Source organism: Flavobacterium sp. (assembly GCF_036741995.1).
Lineage (GTDB): Bacteria > Bacteroidota > Bacteroidia > Flavobacteriales > Flavobacteriaceae > Flavobacterium.
Window position 1 is genome coordinate 1 of the sequence record NZ_DAINRG010000041.1, and the last position, 22869, is coordinate 22869.

The 22869-nt window shown below is 37.5% G+C and carries 19 protein-coding genes and 1 tRNA gene; 11 read left to right on the top strand and 9 right to left on the bottom strand.

What is annotated here, in order from left to right; genetic code table 11:
* The 5 genes from V7D82_RS10640 to polA all read right to left on the bottom strand — a co-directional run.
* The coding region (locus V7D82_RS10640) for a B12-binding domain-containing radical SAM protein (RefSeq protein WP_333600957.1) at positions 1-1210 on the bottom strand (1210 nt) is incomplete at its 3' end.
* The gene (locus V7D82_RS10645; protein ID WP_333600958.1) at positions 1207-1983 is read right to left on the bottom strand and encodes a class I SAM-dependent methyltransferase; all 777 of its coding nucleotides are present in this window, start codon (positions 1981-1983) and stop codon (positions 1207-1209) included. The genes V7D82_RS10645 and V7D82_RS10640, both read right to left, overlap by 4 nt.
* Positions 1973-3433, bottom strand: a complete 1461-nt coding sequence (locus tag V7D82_RS10650) for a B12-binding domain-containing radical SAM protein (protein ID WP_333600959.1) — start codon at positions 3431-3433, stop codon at positions 1973-1975. The genes V7D82_RS10645 and V7D82_RS10650 overlap by 11 nt, the downstream gene beginning before the upstream one ends.
* A complete protein-coding gene (locus V7D82_RS10655; protein ID WP_333600960.1) occupies positions 3426-4328 on the bottom strand; it encodes a nucleotidyltransferase domain-containing protein in 903 nt (300 codons plus the stop codon). Before V7D82_RS10655 ends, V7D82_RS10650 begins: the two co-directional genes overlap by 8 nt.
* Positions 4329-4419: 91 nt before the next feature.
* On the bottom strand, positions 4420-7278 hold the full coding sequence (gene polA, locus V7D82_RS10660; protein WP_333600961.1) for a DNA polymerase I: 2859 nt from the start codon (positions 7276-7278) through the stop codon (positions 4420-4422).
* A 173-nt stretch (positions 7279-7451) separates the two neighbouring features.
* On the opposite strand from polA, the gene V7D82_RS10665 reads away from it, so the two are divergent.
* The 7 genes from V7D82_RS10665 to V7D82_RS10695 all read left to right on the top strand — a co-directional run bounded on the left by V7D82_RS10665 (position 7452) and on the right by V7D82_RS10695 (position 12461).
* A complete protein-coding gene (locus V7D82_RS10665) occupies positions 7452-7637 on the top strand; it encodes a hypothetical protein (protein WP_333600962.1) in 186 nt (61 codons plus the stop codon).
* Positions 7638-7833: 196 nt separating this feature from the next.
* Positions 7834-8304 carry a hypothetical protein gene (locus V7D82_RS10670; RefSeq protein ID WP_333600963.1) on the top strand — a complete coding sequence of 157 codons (471 nt, stop codon included), beginning with the start codon at positions 7834-7836 and terminating at the stop codon, positions 8302-8304.
* Between the two features lie 91 nt (positions 8305-8395).
* Positions 8396-9070, top strand: coding sequence for a response regulator transcription factor (locus V7D82_RS10675; RefSeq protein WP_333600964.1), 675 nt, complete (start codon positions 8396-8398; stop codon positions 9068-9070).
* Between the two features lies 1 nt (position 9071).
* Positions 9072-10406 carry a sensor histidine kinase gene (locus tag V7D82_RS10680; protein WP_333600965.1) on the top strand — a complete coding sequence of 445 codons (1335 nt, stop codon included), beginning with the start codon at positions 9072-9074 and terminating at the stop codon, positions 10404-10406.
* Between the two features lie 97 nt (positions 10407-10503).
* Positions 10504-10695: a hypothetical protein gene (locus tag V7D82_RS10685; protein WP_333600966.1), complete on the top strand. Its 192-nt coding sequence runs from the start codon at positions 10504-10506 to the stop codon at positions 10693-10695.
* 161 nt (positions 10696-10856) lie between these two features.
* Positions 10857-12089: a metallophosphoesterase gene (locus tag V7D82_RS10690; RefSeq protein WP_333600967.1), complete on the top strand. Its 1233-nt coding sequence runs from the start codon at positions 10857-10859 to the stop codon at positions 12087-12089.
* Positions 12090-12164: 75 nt separating this feature from the next.
* The gene (locus tag V7D82_RS10695; protein WP_136150834.1) at positions 12165-12461 is read left to right on the top strand and encodes a thioredoxin family protein; all 297 of its coding nucleotides are present in this window, start codon (positions 12165-12167) and stop codon (positions 12459-12461) included.
* Here the strand turns inward: V7D82_RS10695 and V7D82_RS10700 are convergent.
* Positions 12458-13093, bottom strand: coding sequence for a polysaccharide deacetylase family protein (locus tag V7D82_RS10700; protein WP_333600968.1), 636 nt, complete (start codon positions 13091-13093; stop codon positions 12458-12460). The two genes, V7D82_RS10695 and V7D82_RS10700, sit on opposite strands and share 4 nt — an antisense overlap.
* Positions 13094-13162: 69 nt before the next feature.
* Positions 13163-16444, bottom strand: a complete 3282-nt coding sequence (locus V7D82_RS10705; protein WP_333600969.1) for a glycosyltransferase family 117 protein — start codon at positions 16442-16444, stop codon at positions 13163-13165.
* Between the two features lie 223 nt (positions 16445-16667).
* Between V7D82_RS10705 and V7D82_RS10710 the strand changes: the two genes are divergently transcribed.
* A tRNA-Gln gene (locus V7D82_RS10710) sits at positions 16668-16738 on the top strand.
* 55 nt (positions 16739-16793) lie between these two features.
* Here the strand turns inward: V7D82_RS10710 and V7D82_RS10715 are convergent.
* Positions 16794-17618, bottom strand: coding sequence for a universal stress protein (locus V7D82_RS10715; protein WP_333600970.1), 825 nt, complete (start codon positions 17616-17618; stop codon positions 16794-16796).
* Between the two features lie 169 nt (positions 17619-17787).
* Between V7D82_RS10715 and rimP the strand changes: the two genes are divergently transcribed.
* Genes rimP through infB form a run of 3 tightly spaced genes read left to right on the top strand, consistent with a single transcriptional unit; the run spans position 17788 to position 22330 of the window.
* Entirely contained in the window at positions 17788-18255 is a 468-nt protein-coding gene (gene rimP / locus V7D82_RS10720) for a ribosome assembly cofactor RimP (RefSeq protein WP_333600974.1), read from the top strand.
* 8 nt (positions 18256-18263) lie between these two features.
* Positions 18264-19505 (top strand): transcription termination factor NusA, encoded by a 1242-nt coding sequence (gene nusA, locus V7D82_RS10725; RefSeq protein WP_333600971.1) that lies wholly within the window; start codon positions 18264-18266, stop codon positions 19503-19505.
* 38 nt (positions 19506-19543) lie between these two features.
* Complete coding sequence (infB, locus tag V7D82_RS10730) at positions 19544-22330, top strand: translation initiation factor IF-2 (protein WP_333600972.1); 2787 nt, start codon at positions 19544-19546, stop codon at positions 22328-22330.
* A gap of 36 nt (positions 22331-22366) precedes the next feature.
* Here the strand turns inward: infB and V7D82_RS10735 are convergent, their stop codons facing one another.
* Positions 22367-22756, bottom strand: a complete 390-nt coding sequence (locus tag V7D82_RS10735) for an SPOR domain-containing protein (RefSeq protein ID WP_333600973.1) — start codon at positions 22754-22756, stop codon at positions 22367-22369.
* Positions 22757-22869: the final 113 nt, after the last annotated feature.

Below are 22869 nucleotides of genomic sequence, written 5' to 3' on the forward strand. Positions count from 1 at the left end.
CAATGTCTCTGTCAGTGGAGCTTTCCCACTCGGGTTGCTGAGTGATTTTGTGTTCAATTTCGTCATACAAACTCGTTCCTTTTATCGGATAAGCAACGGTAATGGTATACAAAGTCGGATTAGCGTCTTTCAGGTACTGGATTGTTTCGGTAATGTCTTTTTCGGTTTCTCCCGGATATCCCAGCATGATAAAGGTTCCGGTTTCAATGCCAAGAGCATTTGTGTCTTGAATCACTTTTTTGACTTGGTTAACATCCACTCGTCGATCCATCGCATCAATAATCGTTTGTGAACCGCTTTCGGCGCCAATCCAAATTCGGAAGCACCCAATTTCTTTTAGCAACTGCAAAATCTCGTCGTTCAATCTCTCTGCTCTGGTAATGCATTCAAACGGAATGATAGCATCTTGTTTTACCACTTCTTCCCGAAAAGCAATCAGCCACTTATGACTCACAGTAAAAACGTCATCCACAAACCAAAGCGCATCGGGATTGTATTTTTCTTTCAGCATTTTCATTTCTTCCGCCACTTGAATGGCAGGACGACGACGATAACTTTGCCCGTAAACCGCAGTGCTGCACCATTTGCAGGTATAAGGACACCCGCGCTGCGTGGAAATTGTCATCGAACTTTGACCGTGATTGGTTTTCCAGGTTTCGAGATAATTATACATGTTGATGGCTTCCCTGTTGGGTAACGGCAATTCGTCCAGTTCTTTGAATTTGGTTCGGGCTTTGGTTTGAATGATTTTATTGTTTTCCAAAAAAGCGATGCCATTTATTTGATGAAAATCACCGGGATTGACAATAGCATTATACAATTCAAATGTGGTTTCTTCGCCTTCGCCTATGACTAAAAAATCAGCGCCAGCTTTCAAATAATTTGCTACATTATACGTTACATCCGGACCGCCCAGCACTATTTTTGGGAAGCCAAATGGTTCTGTTTTTAAAATTTTAATCAGTTTGATAACCTCGATTTTGGTCATCAAATTGGTATAAATGCAAATGACCTTGGGTCTCTCTTTTAGTATGAAATCGAGCTGTTCTTTTGGCGAAGCAAACGTCGTGTCAAAAACGGTGTTGGCTACATTTTTATTTTTGAGATAAGCGGAAACATACAACAACCCCAATGGCGGATAGGGTTTCATTATCTTTTGTTCCTTGGGATCATCGGATAAATAATAAGCATGTGTGAACAGTAAACTCATCGTTTTTGCAATACTATGATGTAATGATCAGCGTATTTTGAAAGCGAAGTACTGCTTTTAATCCTTTGTTCCAGTTGGTTTAAAAACCCTAAAAGTCCTTTTTTGTTTTTGAAAAATGGCTCTAAATAAGAGGGTGGGACAAAAAAACCAATAGGTTTTACAGTTATCGTTTCAAAATTAGCTTTGGCTAAATTTACGATATCTTTCGGGTTATAGTAGTATGTGGTCACATTTTCTCCATCCACAGTAGCGATGACACGTTCTCTTTTTCGTCTGAAAACAGTTGAGAATTTGGCTTTCGCCAAAAAATAAAATTGTTCCCAAAGCGTGTTTTTTGGCATAATAACTAAAATCAATTTGCCGTTTTCGGAAAGTAGATCCTGAGCATTTTCGAAAAATTTTTCCAATTCCGATTTTGACAAACAATTCAAACCACCAAAGTTGGAAAAGACTAAATCAAATGTCTCGGCTTCAAAAATTGTTGCCAGCAAATTGATGTCCGCCGTTTTGAAGTTGAGGTTGCGGAAGTTTCCTTTGGCTTTAGCTACTTCAATCATTTTTGGCGAAATGTCAGTAGCGGTTACCGTAACGTTTTGTTGGGCCAGCCAAATGGCGTCTTCACCCGTACCGCAGTTGATTTCGAGTAGGTTTTGAACAGCCGTTAAGTGTTTGGAAAGTTCGGTGTAAACCAAATCGCGTTGCATTTTCCCAATTTGAGTATGAGTAAATGTTTCGTCGTAGTTTTCAGCGGCTTTGTCAAAACTAGTGGCCATGTTCTAATTTTTTTAGCAAAATAGTATCCCAAAAAGCACTCGGAACATAGTAGCCCAATTTCAAAATCGATTTCAAATGAGCCACAGTACAAGACGTTGGGTTGGAAAGCAGTTGTTTTAAATTATGAAATCCTTGTTGTTTCCGGAATTCTTTGTGGACAAAACGCTGCAATTTTCGATAATAATTCGATTTATATGAGCCCTGAAACAGCATTTCAAAATCATCGGAATCTGTCCAGTTGGCTTTGTTTTTTAAATCGTCTTTCACTTTGTCATAAAACTTGGTGCCCGGCAATGGATAAGAAACTGAAATACCGATATTGTCAGGCATCAATTCTTTGACCATGGCAATCGTTTGAGCAATGTCTTCCTGATTTTCGGTTAAATAGCCAAATTGCAGAAAGAAGGCCACTCTTATTTTTCTGGCTTTCAAAAGTTGGGTTGCTTGGTAAATCTGTTCTACGGTTGTGCCTTTATCCATAGCATCCAGGATTTTTTGGGAAGCGCTTTCGGCACCTACCCAAACTTCTTCCAACCCGGATTCGGCAAGGCAATCAATAGTATCTTCTTTTAACAATAAATCAACTCGGCTTTGAATGTAATAGCTAATTTTTAGGTTTTGTTGTTTGAGTTTTGCTTTGAAATCCTGTACCCAATTGGGCTTTAAGCCAAAAATATCATCACACATCCAAAAACGAGTTACGCCAAAATTTTCTTTTAAGAACTGTATTTCGTTGACAATATAGTCAGGAGAATGCGCGTTGTAGCGATTGCCATAAATGGGTTTGGCGCACCAATTGCATTTGTAAGGACAGCCGCGCGTGGTGGCAATGTTCAATGTGAAGGGTTGTCCACTTTGTTTCCAGATGGCCTGATAGCTTTCCATGTCTACCAAATCCCAAGCGGGTAGTGGTAAATCATCTAATTGTTGGAGGACATCTCTTTTTTTGTTGACTTGAATTTTGCTGTCTTTTCTAAAAACAATCCCCTCCAAATCATCAATGTTTTGTTTGGTTTCTAATGCTTTTGTAAGTTCCAGCAGACTGATTTCGCCTTCGCCCTGAAGGATGAAATCGGCTCCTTTTTCAATATAATCTTCATAGTGGTCCGTTGAATCGGAACTGCAAACAATTACGGTACAATGGTGTTTTTTACCCAATTCAATCATTTCAAAACAGGCCTCGCGCATATTGGTAAGGCACATTTTGGTCAGGTAATTGAAGCCGTCATCATAAATCACCAAATAATCGGGTTTTTTGATGATTAAAAGTTGTTCTATTGCTTTGGGACTGTCTAATAAATTGGTGTCGAAAAGGGAAACTTCAAAACCATTTTTCCGCATTAAAGCGGCTGCATACAAGGTTCCCAAAGGTGGAAAAGGAGTTTTGTTTTTCCATTGTTTCGGATCGAGTTGGTAGTAATACGAGTGTGAAAAAAGAATGTCAGACATGTTCTTTCAGTAAATTGATGTTGAAATTATCGCTAACTTCTTCAATTTTACTATTCAAAGCCAGTATAACTTTCTTTTGAAAATGAGAAGGATGGTGTTTCGAAATGTTTTTGGTGGATTTCAAGGCAATTTTAAAGTCTTCTTCACTCATCAATCGGAATTTAAATTTCCAGGTTTTGAGTGTGATTTTTTTGAAGCCGTTGTCTATAATTTCCCCAAGATTGTTGTCAAATAAGAACTCAATTGCTTTTCTGGTTCTGGGTTTTTCAATAGTTGGAACAGAAGCTAAATCAGGTGTGAACTTTGTGAAATAGTCTAAAACCCAATTGTTTTTTTGATAGAAATCTTCAAAAGCTGCTTTGCCTTGCATTGGCAGTAACGTTTTCATTTCAGTAGCAGTGAATCGATTCTTTTCTTCAATTTCTAACTGGTTTGCCGAAACAAAATAGTTGATGCAAAAGTATTTGCGGGAATTGAACAGGAATACTTTTTTGTAAAGCATCAACAGCGTTCTGCAGATCCACAATTTATCGGGTTTTGTAATGATAAAAAAGTCAATATCACTATCGAGGTCAAAATAGCCTTTGGATAGAGAGCCCGAAATACCAACGGCTTCCACATAAGGAAATTTTGAAATAAATTTGGATCGCTCCTGTGCTTTCAGCAATGCTTTTTTGGCTTGAAGATTGCCGCGTAGTCTTTTGGTAACACTATCCAAATCGCTGCCATACACGTAAAACTCATCCACTTTGATTAGAATTTTTTCCTCTATCAAATGGTGTAATTCTTTTTCAGTATCTGAGAGGGATTCATAGTTGGTGTAACTATGTATTTCGTCAATTTTTAACGGATACCTGAAAATAGAAAAATAAAGAATGGTTTTTAGTGTTTCCAAAATTCATAGCTTTTCGGTATTTAAAAGTAACAATTAATTTTGAACCCACCCTACGTTTGTAACGATGTTTACCATTTGTACACCTAAAATTCTAATGCGCTTCCAGCCAATCTTTGCCTATTCCTAACTCAACTTCCAACGGCACAGCCAGTTTAAAAGCATTTTCCATTTCGTGCTTAATCATTGGTTTTATTTTCTCTACTTCCGAGTTGTGCACGTCAAAGACAAGTTCGTCATGCACTTGCAACAGCATTTTGGACTGCCAGTTTTCCGAAGTTAGCTTCTTGTGAATGTTAATCATGGCAATTTTGATAATGTCGGCAGCGCTTCCTTGGATGGGAGCATTGACCGCATTTCGTTCCGCGCCGCTTCTTACGACAGCATTGGCTGAATTGATGTCTTTTAAATAACGACGTCTTCCTAAAACAGTTTGCACATAACCGTTGTGTCGGGCAAAATCAACTTGTTCCGACATATAGGATTTCAGTTTTGGATAGGTTTTGTAGTAAGCATTAATCAACGCCGCACTTTCGCTTCTGGATAACGACGTTTGATTGCTCAAACCAAAAGCCGAAACGCCATAAATAATTCCGAAGTTGACCGTTTTGGCATTGCTACGTTGTTCTTTGGTGACTTCTTCTAATGGCACATTGAACACTTTAGCAGCTGTGCTTCGGTGAATGTCTTCGTGGTTTTGGAAGGCTTTAATCATATTCTCTTCGCCACTTAAAGCGGCAATGATTCTCAATTCAATTTGAGAATAATCGGCCGAAAGTAGGGTGTAGTTTTCATCACGGGCGATGAAGGCTTTTCGGATTAATCGTCCGCGTTCCGTACGAATAGGAATGTTTTGCAAATTCGGATTGTTGGAACTCAAACGACCTGTAGCGGCAACAGTTTGCATGTAATCGGTGTGAACGCGTTGGGTTTTTTTATCGACCTGATTTGGTAAAGCATCAATATAAGTGCTTTGGAGTTTTACCATTTGACGCCAATCCAAAATATCTTTTACGATTTGATGTTCGTTCACTAAGTAACTCAACACTTCTTCACCAGTAGCGTACTGACCGGTTTTGGTTTTCTTTTGTTTGGCACCGCCAATTTTCAGTTTGTCAAATAAAATGTCACCGAGTTGTTTTGGCGAAGCCAAATTGAATTTCTCGCCGGCCGTTTCGTATATTTTTTGTTCGAACAAATTAATTTCTTTTTGCATATCGACTGACATGGCTTTTAGGAAATCAACATCCAAACGGATGCCTTCGGTTTCCATGGCTGCTAAAACGGATATCAATGGGATTTCGATTTCGTCAAACAGTTTTTTGGTTTCGGCTTTGTCTAAAATTGGACTGAACACGTCCTTCAATTGTAATGTAATATCGGCATCTTCGGCGGCGTATTCTTTGATGTCTTCTAACGGCACATCGCGCATCGATAATTGATTTTTGCCTTTTTTACCAATTAAGGTCTCGATAGATTTTGGCGAATATTTCAAATACGTTTCACTCAACACATCCATATTATGACGCATATCCGGATTAATCAAATAATGCGCAATCATGGTGTCGAACAACTTTCCTTTTACAGCAATTCCATAATTCGACAGGATTTTCAAATCGTATTTAATGTTTTGTCCAATTTTTTCAATGGTTTCGCTTTCAAAAAACGGTTTGAATTTATCAGCCAAAGTTTGCGCTTCTTCTCTGTTTTCCGGAAACGGAACGTAGAAGGCTTTCCCTTTTTCATAAGAAAATGACATGCCAACTAATTCTGCATGAAGTGTATCGATTCCGGTAGTTTCCGTGTCAAAACACACCGAAGTTTGATTCATCAGGTTTTGCAAAAACAATTTGGTGCCTAAATCGCCTTGAATGATAGTATAATTATGGTCGGTAGTTTCTAAAGTAGCGTAATACGAATGATGCTTAGGTTCTTCATTTTCCTCATCGGAAAAACCAAATAAATCGAATTGGTCCTGATTGCTTTTCTTTGCCGGAGCTTTCTTAGTAGCCGGAGCGGCTTCACTTTCTGTACCATTACCATTGTTGTCAATCTCGTCATATTCTTTTCCGGTGCCGAAGAGTTTGTCGAACTGTGCTTTCATTTGACGGAATTCCAGTTCCTGAAATAAAGCATCCGTTTTTTCAACATCGGGTTTGGATAATTCGAAATCATCAGCATTGAATGTTACCGGGCAATCTAAAAGGATTCGCGCCAGTTTTTTGGACAAAATGCCCAGTTCTTTGTTGTTTTCAATTTTATCTTTTAAAGCACCTTTGAGTTTGTCGGTGTTTTCCAAAAGGTTTTCCATCGAGCCAAATTCCTTTAGCAGCTTTTTAGCGGTTACTTCACCCACGCCCGGAAATCCGGGAATGTTATCGGCAGAGTCGCCCATCATTCCTAAATAGTCAATTACCTGCAAAGGGTCTTCGATTTCAAATTTGGCCAAGACTTCGGGAATCCCCCAAATCTCTATATCGTTCCCCATACGGGCCGGTTTGTACATGAAAATGTTTTCGGAAACCAATTGGGCAAAATCCTTATCGGGCGTCACCATGAATACTTGATAGCCTTCTTTTTCGGCTTGTTTGGCCAAGGTGCCTATTAAATCATCGGCTTCAAAACCGGCTTTTTCCATAATGGGAATGTGCATCGCCTTGAGTAATTCCTGGATATAAGGAACGGCAATTTTGATGGCTTCGGGCGTTTCGTCTCGATGCGCTTTGTATTCCTGATACATTTCATAACGGTAATCGCTGCCACCTTTGTCAAAAGCTACCGCTAAATGATCGGGTTTTTCGCGTTTGATGACATCCATCAGTGAATTCATAAATCCCATAATGGCGGAAGTGTCCATGCCTTTGGAGTTAATTCTTGGATTTTTGATAAAAGCGTAATAGCCGCGAAAAATTAAAGCGTAAGCATCTAAAAGGAAAAGGCGTTTTTGTGACATGAAATCAATTTTTATATAGCATGTAAAAATAGGAATTTGAAGCTTACCAATTGGCAAAATCATAAAGGAAAGTTAAACTTTTTAAAAGGGCAGTTTCTTCATTTTGGCTTCATTTGACAGGTGTAATTTTACCTCATTAAAAATAAATTATTAATTCAAAAAATTTAGAAATCATGAAAAAAGTTGTAATGTTATTGGCTGTGCTTTTGGGCACCAGTGTTATGGTAAATGCCAACACTATCACAAAAAAAGCTACTACTAAAGAAGTAAAAGCTACTGCTGTCAGAAAACACAAAAGAGCCAAAAAAGCAGCCAAAAAAGCAGAAACTGCCAAACCGGTTGCTGCCGTTCAAAAATAGTCTTAATGAAAATGGTTATAGTTAGATTGTTTTTTTAAAGCCGATAGTTTTATCGGCTTTTTTATGTTCCAAAATACCGTTAGCGTTAAAGATTAGTTAAACCGAAATTTTGAGCATTTTCTTCATTTTGTCTTCATTTTGCAGCGGTAATTTTGAGTCACTTTCTTAGTCAATGCCCGTTTAAAAGTTGATAGTTATGAAAAAAGCACTTTTACTCATTCTTGTGTTAGTAGGCGTCTCAGCTATAGCTCAAAATCATGAAGTCGGGAAAGAAATTCTGCCCCCGTTGGAAGTTGAGAAAGCTTTTCAAAAAGAGTTTCCGAAGATTACACCCACTTGGCGAAAAGAATACAGAGGAGAAGACGATTCGGAGTTGAATTATGATGCTGATTTTGTAATGAATAGTATTCATATGACGGCAATTTATACAGCGCTTGGTGTTTTTAAAGTGCTGCAATATGAGGTTGCAACCTCTGATGTTCCGGCCAAGGCGATGCGGTATTTAAAGAAAAATTATCCTCAGAATAAAATAATAGCGACTACAAAAGTCATGGATAACAGCAATAAAATAACCTATGAAATTGGAATTGAAATCAACGGAAAGTTGAGTGATGCAGTTTTTACCAAAGAGGGAGTTTTTTTAGAAATGGTTCAGAAAAATAAATAGGTTTGGTTTTTATTGATTGTTAATTTTGAAAAGTCGGCGAAGGGATTTGCCGGCTTTTTGCTTACATTTACTTTAGGTTTTACAAATGCTTATGAACGTATTAATTGTTGAAGATTATCAGGAATTGGCCAATGAAATAGTTGATTTTTTGTCTAAAAACGGCTATTTGTGCAAATGGGTTTCGAGCCAGGAAGAGGCTTTGGAAGAAATAAGCGTCAATGAGTATGATGTGATGCTGTTGGATTTGGGTTTGCCCGATGGTGACGGCTTTGATATTTTGAAATCCATTCGGAAAAAGAAATTAAAAACGGCAGTTATTGTCATCACGGCCAGAGGAGAACTGAACGATAAAATTGACGGTTTGCAACTGGGAGCCGATGATTATTTGACCAAACCTTTCGCCTTGACGGAACTGGGGGCTCGATTATTTGCTGTCATCCGAAGAACCCATGGCATTTCTACCAACGAAATTGAGATTCATAATTTTAAAATTCAGCTGCAGGATTACCGCGTTACATTTGAAGAAGAAATCATCAATTTGACCAAAAAGGAATTTGATATTTTTCAGTATTTGGTGTTGAATAAAAACCGGGTGATTACCCGATTGCAATTGACAGAGCACATTTGGGGCGATATATTGGAATTGAATTCGGATTCCAATTTTATTGATGTTCACGTTCGGAATCTGAGAAAGAAACTGGAGAAATTTGCCAAAATCGATTGGTTTGAAACCGTCAGAAATGTGGGCTACCGAATAAATATGTAATATGAGAATCAAACATCAACTCACCATTTTCAATGCCCTGACACGTTTTTTAATCATTTTGGTGATTTGGTTGTCGTTGCCTATTCTTATTGAAAAAGTAGTTTATAAAAGGATTGATGATACGCTTTTGGAAAAGAAGAAAAAATTCATCGAACATCTAGATAAAATTGAAATCAATGATTTTTTGAATCGAAATGATGCTACCGAAACTTATTCGAGTTTCTCTACATTGCACAATGAGTTTTTGCAATTGTATCAGTCTAAAGATGTTTCCGAAAAACAACCCTCTTACTTTAAAAACGAGCCCCGAATTATAGAAGGAGAACAAAGTGATTACCGAGTGCTGTATTACGATTTTGATTATGAAAGCACTAATTACAAACTCGAAATCGGGAGCAGTTTGAGTGAAATTAAAGACCTGACTTTTGCGATACGGGTGTTTATTTTGATAGTATTGAGTATTGTTATTGTTTTTACTTTTTTGGTAGATGCCTTTTTTATTGAATATTTACTAAAGCCGTTTCATCAAATTATCAATCAAAAAATACGACATGTCAACGAACCGGAAAAATTCAATTACACTACAATAAAATCACATTCTACCGATTTTCAGGAATTGGACGAGGTGTTGAATCAAATGATGAAGCGCATTCAGGAATTGTTCAGCATCGAAAAACAATTTATTGCCAATGTGTCTCATGAATTGCTTTCGCCGATTGCTTTGTTGAAAAACCGCTTTGAAAACCTGATTCAAAACGAATCGCTGGATGATGAAGCAGTCAACAAAATTGTGAGCTCGCTCAAAACCTTGGATCTATTGAAGAAAATCATCAACAACCTATTGCTCATATCCAGAATTGAAAACAATCAGTACATGACCGATGAAGCCATCGATTGTAAAAGTTTGTTGGAAGATATAAAGGAACAACTTCAGGACAGGATAGAAGAAAAAGAGATTGCCCTAACAATTGAATTGACAGAGAACTATCATTTCATGGGGAACAAGACTTTAATTCACATCATGTTTTACAATGTGATTGTGAATGCTATAAAATTTACCGAACCCAATGGCAGCATAGCTATAAAAGATTCTAAAACTAATTCACAATACATCATTACTATAAAAGATAATGGTTGTGGCATGGCTCAGGAGCAGTTAGATGAAATCTTCAATCGCTTTACACGTCTAAACCTGCACAAGGAAGGACAAGGTTTGGGTCTGGCTATTGTAAAAAGCATTGCCAACTTCCATCAAATTGAAATTGCAGTTACTTCGGAGCTTAAAAAAGGAAGCTCATTTGCTTTAGCTTTCGCCAGAAACAAAAAGATTAATTAAATGTTAAAATTTTAAACTGCCACAAATCTTCATTTAATCTTCATTTAGCGATACTACATTTGTCTTGTAAATAATTAATAATTAAAATTTAAACATCATGAAAAAAGTATTTATGTTAGCTGCTTTGGTTTTAGGAACTACTGCAATGGTAAACGCTCAAACTGCTCCTGCAAAAGACGCTAAAGCTGCACCAGCTAAAGAAGTAAAAGCAACTAAAAAAGCAACTAAAAAAGCTGCTCCGGCTAAAAAAGTTGAAGCTGCTACACCTGCTGCGCCAGCAAAAAAATAACAAAATCTTTTTTATAAAAAAAAGTAGTCAAGCAAAATGTTATTCATCGAAAAGGCCGATAAAGCAATTTATCGGCCTTTTTATTTAGACTAAAGTTAAAATTATCTAAAAGCGCGATTTGGGTTCTGCTTTCTTCGTTAATTTGTTAAAAATTAAAATCAATGATTCGCTGGATTATCTTCATAATAATTATCTCTATAATAGAGTTTTATGCTTTTCAGGCTTTTCGAACGGTTACCAAAGTAAAGTGGATATTGTATCTGTATCAACTACTGTCATTGGCTGTTATTGTTTTTATTGGGTATCAATTCACTCAATTTGACAGAAGTGTTGGGCAAACCAAGCAAACCCTCATCACCCTTGGGTTGTTATTGTTGATTTTGATTCCAAAAATCATCCTTACTTTTTTCCTGTTGTTGGAAGATGTTGTCAGAGTTTTTTCGGGCGCTGTGGCTTACTTTATGAGAGATCAGGGCAATAGTAATTTTTTGCCCGAAAGGAGAAAGTTTGTCAGTCAAATTGCCTTAGGGATAGCAGCCGTTCCTTTTATGTCGTTGATTTACGGAATGACCAAAGGGAAATACAATTACAAAGTGATTCATCAAACACTATTTTTTCCAGACTTACCAGATGCTTTTGACGGATTTAAAATCACTCAGATTTCTGATGTACACAGCGGTAGCTTTGACAATCCTGAAAAGATAAATTATGCTATCGACTTGGTGAACCAACAAAAAACCGATATGATTTTGTTTACCGGTGATATCGTGAATACCCATGCCAAAGAAATGCATCCATGGCTGGATACGTTCAACCGAATTGACGCCCATCAATACGGCAAATATTCAGTTTTGGGAAATCATGATTATGGAGAATATGTGAGTTGGCCCACCCAGCAAGCCAAAGATGAAAATTTCAAAGCCATCAAAGACTTGTACGGCCAAATTGGTTTTCAGTTACTATTGAATGAAAACGTAAAAATCAAAAAAGGAAATGATGAAATTGTTTTGGTAGGTGTTGAAAATTGGGGACATAATTTCAAACAAGCCGGCGATATCAATAAAGCTTCGGCCAATTTAAAACCCGAAGATTTCAAAATTCTGATGAGCCACGATCCGAGTCATTGGGAATATGAAGTAAAAAAACACCCGAAGAATTTCCAACTGACGCTTTCTGGACACACTCACGGGTTCCAGTTTGGTATTGAAATTCCGGGCGTTATCAAATGGAGTCCGGTGCAGTATATTTACAAACAATGGGCTGGTTTGTATCAGGAATTCGGTAGGTATGTGTATGTGAATCGCGGTTTCGGATTTCATGCTTATCCCGGCAGAGTAGGGATTTGGCCTGAAATTTCGGTTTTCGAACTAAAAAAAGGGAATATTGTAGCATAATTAGTTAAAAATGCTACATTTGTGCTTTAATGTTTCTTTTACGCTATAAAAAGAAAGTAAAAACGTTTTGGTTTTATGTCAAAATTTGGAGAATTAATCAATGCTCAAGTGCCTGTGTTAATTGATTTTTACACAGAGTGGAACGAATCTTCCGTTTCTATGCATCCTGTTATCAGAGATGTAGCCGCCGCGCTTGGTGATAGAGCAAAAGTGATAAAAATTGATGTAGATAAAAATCAGGAATTGGCTGATGCCTTGCGCATTAAAGGATTGCCAACGCTGATGATTTACAAAGAAGGCCAAATGGTGTGGAGACAATCCGGCGAATTGGATGCCAATACAATTATTGGTTTGGTACAGGAACAACTTTAGTCCATTCTATCACAAACAAATCCCTTTTCTTTTAAGAATGCCAAAGTTTTAGGTAAAGTATAGCTAAGATTCCGTTCTGCTTTTATACTATCGTGAAAAACGATAATACTTCCCAAGCTTACGTTTCTCAGCACATTTTCTAAACATTGTTCCGGAGTGATAGTTTTGTCAAAATCCATGCTGATAACATCCCACATGATTATTTTGTAACCGAGCTTTCGTAAAATCCTTGATTGCGAAGGTTTGATTTTACCATAAGGCGGACGAAACAGATGGCTGTGTGCTGATGATTGATTGCCTATAGCTGATTGGCAAAGTTTTACGTTTTCAATGTATTCCTTATCAGGCGTTTTCCAGCCTTTAACATGATTGAAAGTGTGATTGCCAATGGCGTGTCCTTCGGCGATTACTTTTTGAAAGATAGCAGGATGCTTTTCAATATTGTTACCAATACAGAAGAAGCTAGCTTTGGCATTGTATTGTTTGAGCTGGTCTAAAACCCATTCCGTGATTTCCGGTGTTGGACCATCATCAAAGGTCAGGAATACTTTGTTCTCCTGATTGGGAATGTCCCAAACATACTTTGGAAAAAGCAGCTTAACGAATCGGTTTGTTTTTACCCAGAAACTCATAGGTTAAATATAAAAAAAATGTGCCAATAAGAATTTTCAAATTGGCACATCTTCAAATTTTATAATTTGTTATTCCTTTTCTCTTCCAAAGCGGCCAAAGCGCTCTACAAATGAGTTGAAAGTTGGTTTGTTTTTGTTGTAGAATTCGACATCGCCTCGGTCTTTCATGACCATTAACAAACTTCTGTAACGCTCAATATCGGTAATAATATCCGTAGCAATACCATTTTGAATTGATGGTTGAATTCCGGAATAATAGGTTAGATTTTGTTTGTATTTGGTCATTAATCTTTCCAATAACTGACGGGCTTTTGCTTTTTCGCCTACTTCGTAATAACCGCCAGCGAATGGTTCTACCATGGTGTAATAACCATAATAATCCATTGGCATTTTGGTTAGTGCTAAATCAATGATTTTTTTGGCTTTGTCTTTCTTGCCTTCGTTGATTAATTGTTCCATTAAACGCGCCATGTTAGTGCGGTAAGAAATACTGTTTTTGCGGGTTTCCGGATCGTGGTAAATGGTAGTTAAATCACCATTGCCCCAATCCCATTTCATCACCAAATCATACATCTTATCGCTGTCAATCTGACCCATGTCGTATGGGTTTTCCTTATCGATAGGCGTTTTTAACGGTACTAATTTATAGACTAAACCATCCAATTGAAGATAGTCTTTCATCCATAAATAATCATCATCACCAAAGCTACCTCCGGTAAAGTAGATTGGGCGTTTCCAATTGTTGTTGGCCATTACATCCAGCATCATCAAACGATTTTTGTACATCGCACTTCCTTTAATATCCACATCGATATAAGGAACAATCGAATCGTTGTACATTGGATTCACTACTTTATTGGCGATTATAGCATTTTTATCAATCGGAATTCTGATTTTGTTGGTTGGATAAAAATGCAGTGTCTGACCGTTTTGCAAATCAATAGTCGATTTCGGATTTTTAATAAAATCGATAAAAGCTTTGATATCCCAACGGGCATTTGTTTTTGGATTGTGTACTACATAATCTAATTTATCACCCACATATTCGTCGTGGGTAAATGATATTGGTAAGCCATCGGCTTTATAGGTTTTGAACTTCATTTGGTCGATATACCAATCCGTCATGAACAGGCTGGTGTTTACGATTTTGATATCGGTTCTGACTTTTTCAATTTCCTGAGCATACCAAAGCGGGAAGGTGTCGTTGTCACCAATCGTAAACAGAATGGCATTAGGTTCGCACGATTCAAGGTAATTTTTTGCCATGGCGATAGCGGTATATCTTTTGGCGCGACTGTGATCATCCCAGTTTTGGGAAGCCATTACAATTGGTGCTGCCAGAAGACAAGCTGCGATAACAATTGGGCCAACTAGTTTGGATTTCACATATTCGGCTACAATTTCATAAATAGCGAAGACACCAAATCCGACCCAAATGGCAAAAACATAGAAGGAACCTACTAAAGCATAATCTCTTTCTCGAGGCTCAAAAGGTCTTTCGTTTAAGTAAATCTTCAGTGCTAAACCAGTGAATAAAAATAGTGCCAATAACACATAGAAGCTTTTTAAGTCTCGTTGTGCATGATACAAAAGACCAATGATTCCAATGATGAACGGCAGGAAATAATACACATTTCGACCTTTGTTGTTTTTGACATCATCCGGGAGATTTTCCTGCGTTCCTTTGCCCAGATGGACTTGGTCAATGAATTTTATCCCGCTCAACCAATTGCCGTCTAGATTGTCGTATTTTCCTTGGATGTCGTTTTGTCTTCCAACAAAGTTCCAAAGCAAATACCTTCCGTACATATAGCCAAATTGATATTCAACCATAAAGCTGAGATTGTCCCAGGCAGATGGCTTTTCAACGGTTATGTAGTCGCTGTATTTTTTCAGAAACGAAACATAATCTTCGTTGTCAATTTTTTTCTGATTGTAAGCGGTTTGGAATTCGTTAATGTTTTTTTGCATTTCGCCTTTCAACTGTCCAACAGCTTGAGCGACTTGCTCTTCGCTAAGACTGTCAATGTTGACGCCGTATTGAGCCAAATCATCTTCATAAGGATAGTCCTGATTGAGTTTAAATTTCGGAACTCCGGTAAACTGAATATAATTCTCTATATGATCGGTACTCCAAAGACGCGGAAGGATGGCTTTTTGATCATCAGCGGTATTTTGTTCGGCATTTTTATAATTGTTTACAATCACATATTTACCGGTTTTATAATCTCTTTCGTAGTTAGGGGCTTTGTCTAAATAAGGTTGGTCTTTATCCAAGCCAGCGAAAGTGTCGGTGTATTGTGGGCCATAGAACAAGGGATTCACCCCGTATTGTTCCCGGTTGTAGTAGGCTAAAACCTCGGCGGCATCAGAAGGTTTGTTTTCGTTGATAACCACATTGGCATTGGCACGAATAGGTAGCATCATCCAAGTAGAAAAACCTATCAAAACAAAAAGGATACACAAGATAACAGTGTTGTAAAACGGATGTCCTTTTTCGCGAGTATATTTTAATCCGAAATAGAAAAAAGCAACAATCAATAATGCCGAGAAGATTGAGCCTGAATTAAAAGGCAATCCGAAACTATTGACCATGAAAATCTCCATTTTTCCAAAGAAAGCCAAGGTGTATGGCAATAATAATTTGAAGATGAATAATAGAACAGCCACGATTATGATGTTGGCTAAAATGAAGTTCTTAACGGTAACAGTTTTGTAATTTTTGAAGAAATATAAAAATCCAATCGCCGGTATAGTCAATAATGCCATGAAGTGAACACCGAAGGAAAGGCCAACCACCAAAGAGATTAGCAACAACCAACGATTTCCTCTTGGGGTGTGCATGTCTTGTTCCCAGCGTAATCCCAACCAAAATAACAGCGCAATGAATAGCGTTGCCATGGCATACACTTCGGCTTCTACGGCATTAAACCAAAAGCTGTCGGAAAAAGTAAAGACTAATGAGCCTACAAAAGAACTCCCCAAAACAACGATGGCTTTGTTTTTGTCAAATTCGGTATAAGAAGAGATGATTTTTTTTAATAAGATGGATGATGACCAAAACATAAATAGTATGGTGAAGGCACTTGAGAATACCGACATCATATTCACCATCAAAGCCACTAATTTGTCATTGCCAAAAGCAAAAAGCGAGAAGAAAGCTCCCAAAATTTGAAATAATGGCGCTCCCGGAGGATGTCCTACTTCTAATTTGGCTGCGGTTGGAATGTATTCGCCGCAATCCCAAAAACTCATGGTAGGCTCTACGGTTAACGAAAAAGTGATTAGGGCAATTGTAAATGCTGACCATCCTACGATGGTGTTCCATTTATTGAAGTTAAAATTCATCATATAAGTATGAAATGAAGGTTTTTATTTTGATGCTACAAAGAAACTATTTTTTTTAACGCAATTAAACGCGCATTAACAAATTTTTCTCAAATAGATAACGAATTAAAAACAAGTTTATTAAAGGCTCCAAAGGGAAAGATTTCAAGAGAAGTTTTAATTTTTTGCCGTAATTGTTTGTGTAAAATAAAATTTGTTCTAAATTTGCACTCGCGTTAAGCAAAGCTGGTCTATGGTGTAATGGTAACACAACTGTTTTTGGTGCAGTCTTTCAAGGTTCGAGTCCTTGTAGACCAACAGAAAAAGCCTCTCAAATTTGAGAGGCTTTTTTGTTTTATGGATTGTTTCGTTTTTAAATCTTAAAAGTGACTACCGGACGAACAGCATGGTTTACCAAATCTTCGCTGATGCTTCCGTTGAAGAAGTGAGAAAGACCTTTTCTGCCGTGAGTGCTCATTCCGATTAAATCCGCATCTATATTATTAGCAAAATTCAAGATGCCGCTTTCCACGTTTACATCATTATAGATGTGTGTTGAGTATTTGTTGATAGTAAAATTGGAAACAAAATTGCTCATAATCTCTTTGGCAACATGTGTTGGCTTAAAGCTACTAGGCGTGTTAATCATAACCAAATGTAGTTCTGCGTCTAATTTATTGGCAAATTCCACTACTTTTCTAAAAGGACTTTTGATTTCATCTGAGAAATCGGAAGCAAATACAAATTTGTCAATGTTAAAGTTGCCTTCGTCTTTTTTAACTACAAGTACCGGAGTTTCTGAAAAGCGAACTACTTTTTCGGCATTGGAACCAATAAACATTTCTTTAAATCCGCTGGCGCCATGTGAGCCCATTACAATTAAATCAACGTCATTTTTTTTGCTGATATTCATAATACCATTAAAGGCTAATTCAAACTGAATGATTTCTGAAACTTTTAAACCTTCAAGACTTTCGTCATCCATTAAATCTTCCAATTTGTTAATGGCGGCATTTTTAAAAAGCATGATTTCAGGTAAATCATGTCCGGTTCCTACAGCGTCACTGCCTTGATGAGGTAATTCCAACATGTGAAGCAGAAATATTTCTCCGTCATTTTTTCGGGCTATTTGTGCGGCAATTTTTAATGCGTATCCGGCATGTTCTGAAAAGTCTGTTGGGACTAAGATTTTTTTCATAATAAAAACGTAAATTTTGGATTGTAAATTTATTAACACAATAAAGGTATTATTTTTTTTTGATTCGACAATCATTTTGATTTATAAAAAAATAACTATATTTGCACCGTTATTTACCATTCAAAACTAAATAATGAGGGAAGCAATGCTTCCCTCTTTTTATACAGCTATGACATTTAAAGAGAAAGTTACGAATTTATTGGAAGAAGGATTACAAGAGAAACCTTCCTTGTTTCTTGTAGATTTAAGCATTTCAGAGAGTTACAAAATTACCGTAACTTTGGACGGTGATACGGGTGTAAATTTGCAGGATTGTATCGATGTGAGTCGGGTAATCGAAACTAATTTAGATCGTGAAGAACAGGATTATTCTTTAGAAGTAGCTTCGGCTGGCGTTTCAACACCCTTAAAATTGGTAAGACAATACAAAAAGAATGTGGGCAGAACGTTGAAAGTAAAAACGGCTACCGAAACGATAGAAGCAAAGCTGGAAGCAGCAACAGATGATAGTATTACACTGTCATGGACGGCAAGAGAACCAAAAAAAATAGGAAAAGGAAAAGAAACGGTTGAGCACAAACGCGAGATTCCGTATTCAGATATAAAAGAAGCAATTGTTATTATAATATTTAATTAAAATTTGGCATGGAAAATATTGCATTAATCGAGTCATTTTCAGAGTTTAAAGATGATAAACTTATTGATCGAGTAACGCTTATGGCGATTTTGGAGGATGTATTTAGAAACGCATTAAAAAAGAAATACGGTTCTGATGATAATTTTGACATCATTATCAATCCTGATAAAGGTGATATGGAGATTTGGAGAAGACGAATTGTTGTTGCCGATGACGATTTAGATTTGGAAAACGAAGAAATCACCTTGACAGATGCCCGAAAAATTGAGCCTGATTTTGAAATCGGTGAAGAGGTTTCTGAAGAAGTGAAATTGATAGATTTAGGAAGAAGAGCGATTTTGGCGTTGCGTCAGAACTTGATTTCTAAAATCCATGAGCATGATAACACGAATCTTTACAAACAATTTAAAGATTTAATTGGCGAAATTTACACGGCCGAAGTACACCACGTTCGCCCAAGAGTTGTAATTTTGGTTGATGATGAAGGAAACGAAATCGTGTTGCCAAAAGAAAAACAAATCCCGTCTGACTTTTTCCGTAAAGGAGATAACGTTCGCGGTATCATTGAAAGCGTGGAATTGAAAGGGAATAAACCACAAATCATCATGTCGAGAACGGCAGATAAATTTTTGGAAAAATTATTCGAACAGGAAATTCCGGAAGTTTTTGATGGTTTGATTATGATTAAAAAAGTAGTGAGAATACCAGGTGAAAAAGCAAAAGTAGCGGTGGATTCTTATGATGACAGAATTGATCCGGTTGGTGCTTGCGTTGGTATGAAAGGTTCGCGTATTCACGGTATCGTTCGTGAGTTAGGAAACGAAAATATTGACGTAATCAATTACACCAGTAACTTACAGTTGTACATCACAAGAGCGTTAAGCCCTGCCAAAGTATCTTCAGTGAAAATTGACGAAGAGAAAAAAAGAGCCGAAGTATTCCTGAAATTAGAAGAAGTTTCTAAAGCGATTGGTCGTGGCGGACACAACATCAAATTGGCTGGTTTGTTAACCGGTTACGAATTAGATGTCATCAGAGAAGGAAGCGCTATCGAAGAAGATGACGTTGAATTAACAGAGTTCTCAGATGAAATCGACGGATGGGTAATCGACGAATTTGCTAAAATCGGATTGGATACTGCGAGAAGTATTTTAAATCAAGATGTAGCCGATTTAGTAAGAAGAACCGATTTAGAAGAAGAAACTATTTTAGAAGTAATAAAAATATTGAAAGAAGAGTTTGAAGACTAATTCTTTCGCCCAAAATTAGATAACATTAAAAAGATTTTATGTCTGAAGGAAATATTAGAATTAATAAAGTTTTAAGGGAATTAAATATTTCTTTGGAAAGAGCTGTGGATTATCTTAAGGATAAGGGCATTGCTATTGAAGCAAGTCCCAACACAAAAATTTCCGATGATGTGTATAATATTCTTTGTGGTCAATTTGCCGGAGACAAAGGAAACAAAGAAGCTTCTAAAGGCGTAAGTGAAGAAATCAAAAAAGAAAAAGAAGCGCTTCGATTAGAAAGAGAAAAAGAAATTGAAGACAAGCGCAAAGCAGATGAAGAGCGTCAAAGATTAGAGTTAATCAAAGCAAAAGCTGTGGTTACCGGTCCAAAACAAGTAGGGAAAATTGATTTAGAACCAAAAACCACTACTGCTCCGACTCCAGCCACAGAAACTCCAAAAATTGCAGCGGAAAAACCAGAAGGGGTAACCAAGAAAGAAGAGGTTGCACCTGCAGCTCCGGTGGCGGCTCCAAAAGAAAAAGCGCCAAAAGCAGCGGAACAACAAGTTGCAGCTACAGAAGCTCCGGTGGATGAAACCATCACAACTCAATACCAAAAATTATCGGGAGCTACTTTAACAGGTCAAGTAATTGATTTGTCACAATTCAACAAACCTAAAAAGAAAAAAGAGGAGTTCAAAAAAGACGCCAATAAACCTGCAACTCCTGCTACCGGGCAAACTGCTGCACAAGCAGCTCAAAATGCCGCTAATAAAAACAAAAGAAAAAGAATTCCAGGGAAACCAGGAGAAGGAGGGAAACCAGCCATCACCAGCGGTGGAAATAATACGCAAGGTGGCGGTGGGGCTAATAAATTTGGAGGTAAACCGGGTGGATTCCAAAAAGGAGCCCGTCCTGCGATAGTTCAAAAAGTAGAGCCTACCGAAGAAGAAGTAAAAAATCAAATTAAGGAAACTTTAGAGCGTCTTCAAGGAAAAGGAAACAAATCTAAAGCAGCCAAATACAGAAGAGATAAGCGTGATACGCATCGTCAGAGAAATGAAGATGAAATGCAAGCGCTGGAAGAAGGAAGCAAAACCATCAAAGTGACCGAGTTTGTTACCGTTGGTGAAATTGCAACCATGATGGATGTGCCGATTACCAAAGTTATCGGAACCTGTATGTCATTAGGAATCATGGTAACCATGAACCAACGTTTGGATGCGGAAACACTTTCTATCGTGGCAGATGAGTTTGGTTATGAAGTAGAATTCATTACAACCGATATTGAAGAAACCTTAGAAGTGGTTGAAGACAGACCGGAAGATTTAGTGACACGTGCGCCAATCGTAACGGTAATGGGTCACGTAGATCACGGTAAAACATCGTTACTGGATTATATCCGTAATGAAAACGTAATTGCCGGAGAATCGGGAGGAATCACACAACACATCGGTGCTTATGCGGTGACTTTAGAAGGCGGTCAAAGAATTACGTTCTTGGATACACCGGGTCACGAAGCGTTTACCGCTATGCGTGCTCGTGGAGCTCAGGTTACTGATATTGCTATTATTGTGGTAGCGGCCGATGATGACATTATGCCACAAACCAAAGAGGCGATTAGTCACGCACAAGCTGCCGGAGTTCCGATGATATTTGCTATCAACAAAATTGATAAACAAGGTGCCAATCCGGAAAAAATCAAAGAGAAATTAGCGGCCATGAATTTATTGGTAGAAGATTGGGGTGGCAAATACCAATCCCACGATATCTCAGCCAAAAAAGGAACCGGTGTTAAAGAATTATTAGAAAAAGTATTGCTGGAAGCTGAAATTTTAGACTTAAAAGCAAATCCAAATAAACCAGCCGTAGGAACCGTTGTGGAAGCACAATTGGACAAAGGAAGAGGATATGTATCAACGATATTGGTACAATCAGGAACTTTAAAAGTAGGGGATTATGTTTTGGCCGGAAAAAATCACGGTAAGGTGAAAGCCATGCACGATGAAAGAGGACATAGTGTAAAAGAAGCCGGGCCATCAACACCAATCTCTATTTTAGGTTTGGACGGTGCGTCTACTGCCGGAGATAAATTCAACGTCTTTGAAGACGAAAGAGAGGCCAAGCAGATTGCAGCTAAACGTACGCAGTTGATGCGTGAACAATCGGTTAGAACACAACGTCATATTACCTTAGCGGAAATTGGTCGTCGTATTGCTTTAGGACAATTTAAAGAATTGAACATTATCCTAAAAGGTGATGTGGATGGTTCTGTTGAAGCCTTGTCAAGTGAGTTCTCTAAACTATCTACAGAAGAAATTCAAATCAATATTATTCATAAAGGAGTTGGAGCGATTACAGAAACTGACGTAATGTTGGCTTCGGCATCTGATGCTATCATCATCGGATTTAACGTTCGTCCTGCCGGAAATGCCCGTCAATTGGCGCAAAAAGAAGAAATCGATATCAGAAGTTATTCAATCATCTACGATGCGATTAACGATTTGAAAGATGCGATGGAAGGCATGTTGTCACCGGAAATGAAAGAAGAAGTTACCGGTACAGCAGAAATTCGTGAGATATTCAAAGTGTCTAAAGTAGGGTCAATCGCTGGATGTATGGTTACGGATGGTAAAATCTTCAGAAACTCTAAAATCCGCTTAATCCGTGAAGGTGTTGTCATTTACACAGGTGAATTAGCTACGTTGAAACGTTTCAAAGACGATGTAAAAGAAGTAGCTAAAGGATACGATTGTGGTATTCAAATTAAGAACTACAACGATATTGAACAACTCGATTTAATCGAAGCTTTCCAGGAAGTGGAAGTAAAGAAAAAGTTGAAATAATACCAAACAAAAAGTCCCGATTTAATCGGGACTTTTTTATTTATTAGGTTTAATTAAAAACGCATTCGGATATTTCTTTTTCAAAGTATTTAGGTTCTTCTCGGCTTCGATTCGCGTTTTAAAATTGCCTACCCAAACTTTATACAGTGGCGTGCTGAAAACGATTGTAGCATCCATGTCTTTGTTTTCTTTTTTGAAATCCAGCAAGGTCTTTTTTGAGTTTTCGCTGTCTCCGTTGAATATTTGAATTTTATAGCGGTCGTTTATAGTGATGGAACTGTTTATTTTTCTTTTCTCATTAAGCAATTGTTCAAACTTTGGGTCCTGACTTACGGTAACTTTTCCGTCTTGTGCTAAGGTTTTTTGCGATAAAAAAAGCGCTAAAAATGGGAGTAAAACAAGTTTTGTTTTGGTGAAATGGTTCATAAAGGTTTGATTTTTATACAAATGTAAAACTTAATAAATTAAACAAAAGGGGAAATGCTATTTAGAATTAATATAAATTGATATTTAAGATATATTTAAGGTTTTGAGAATAG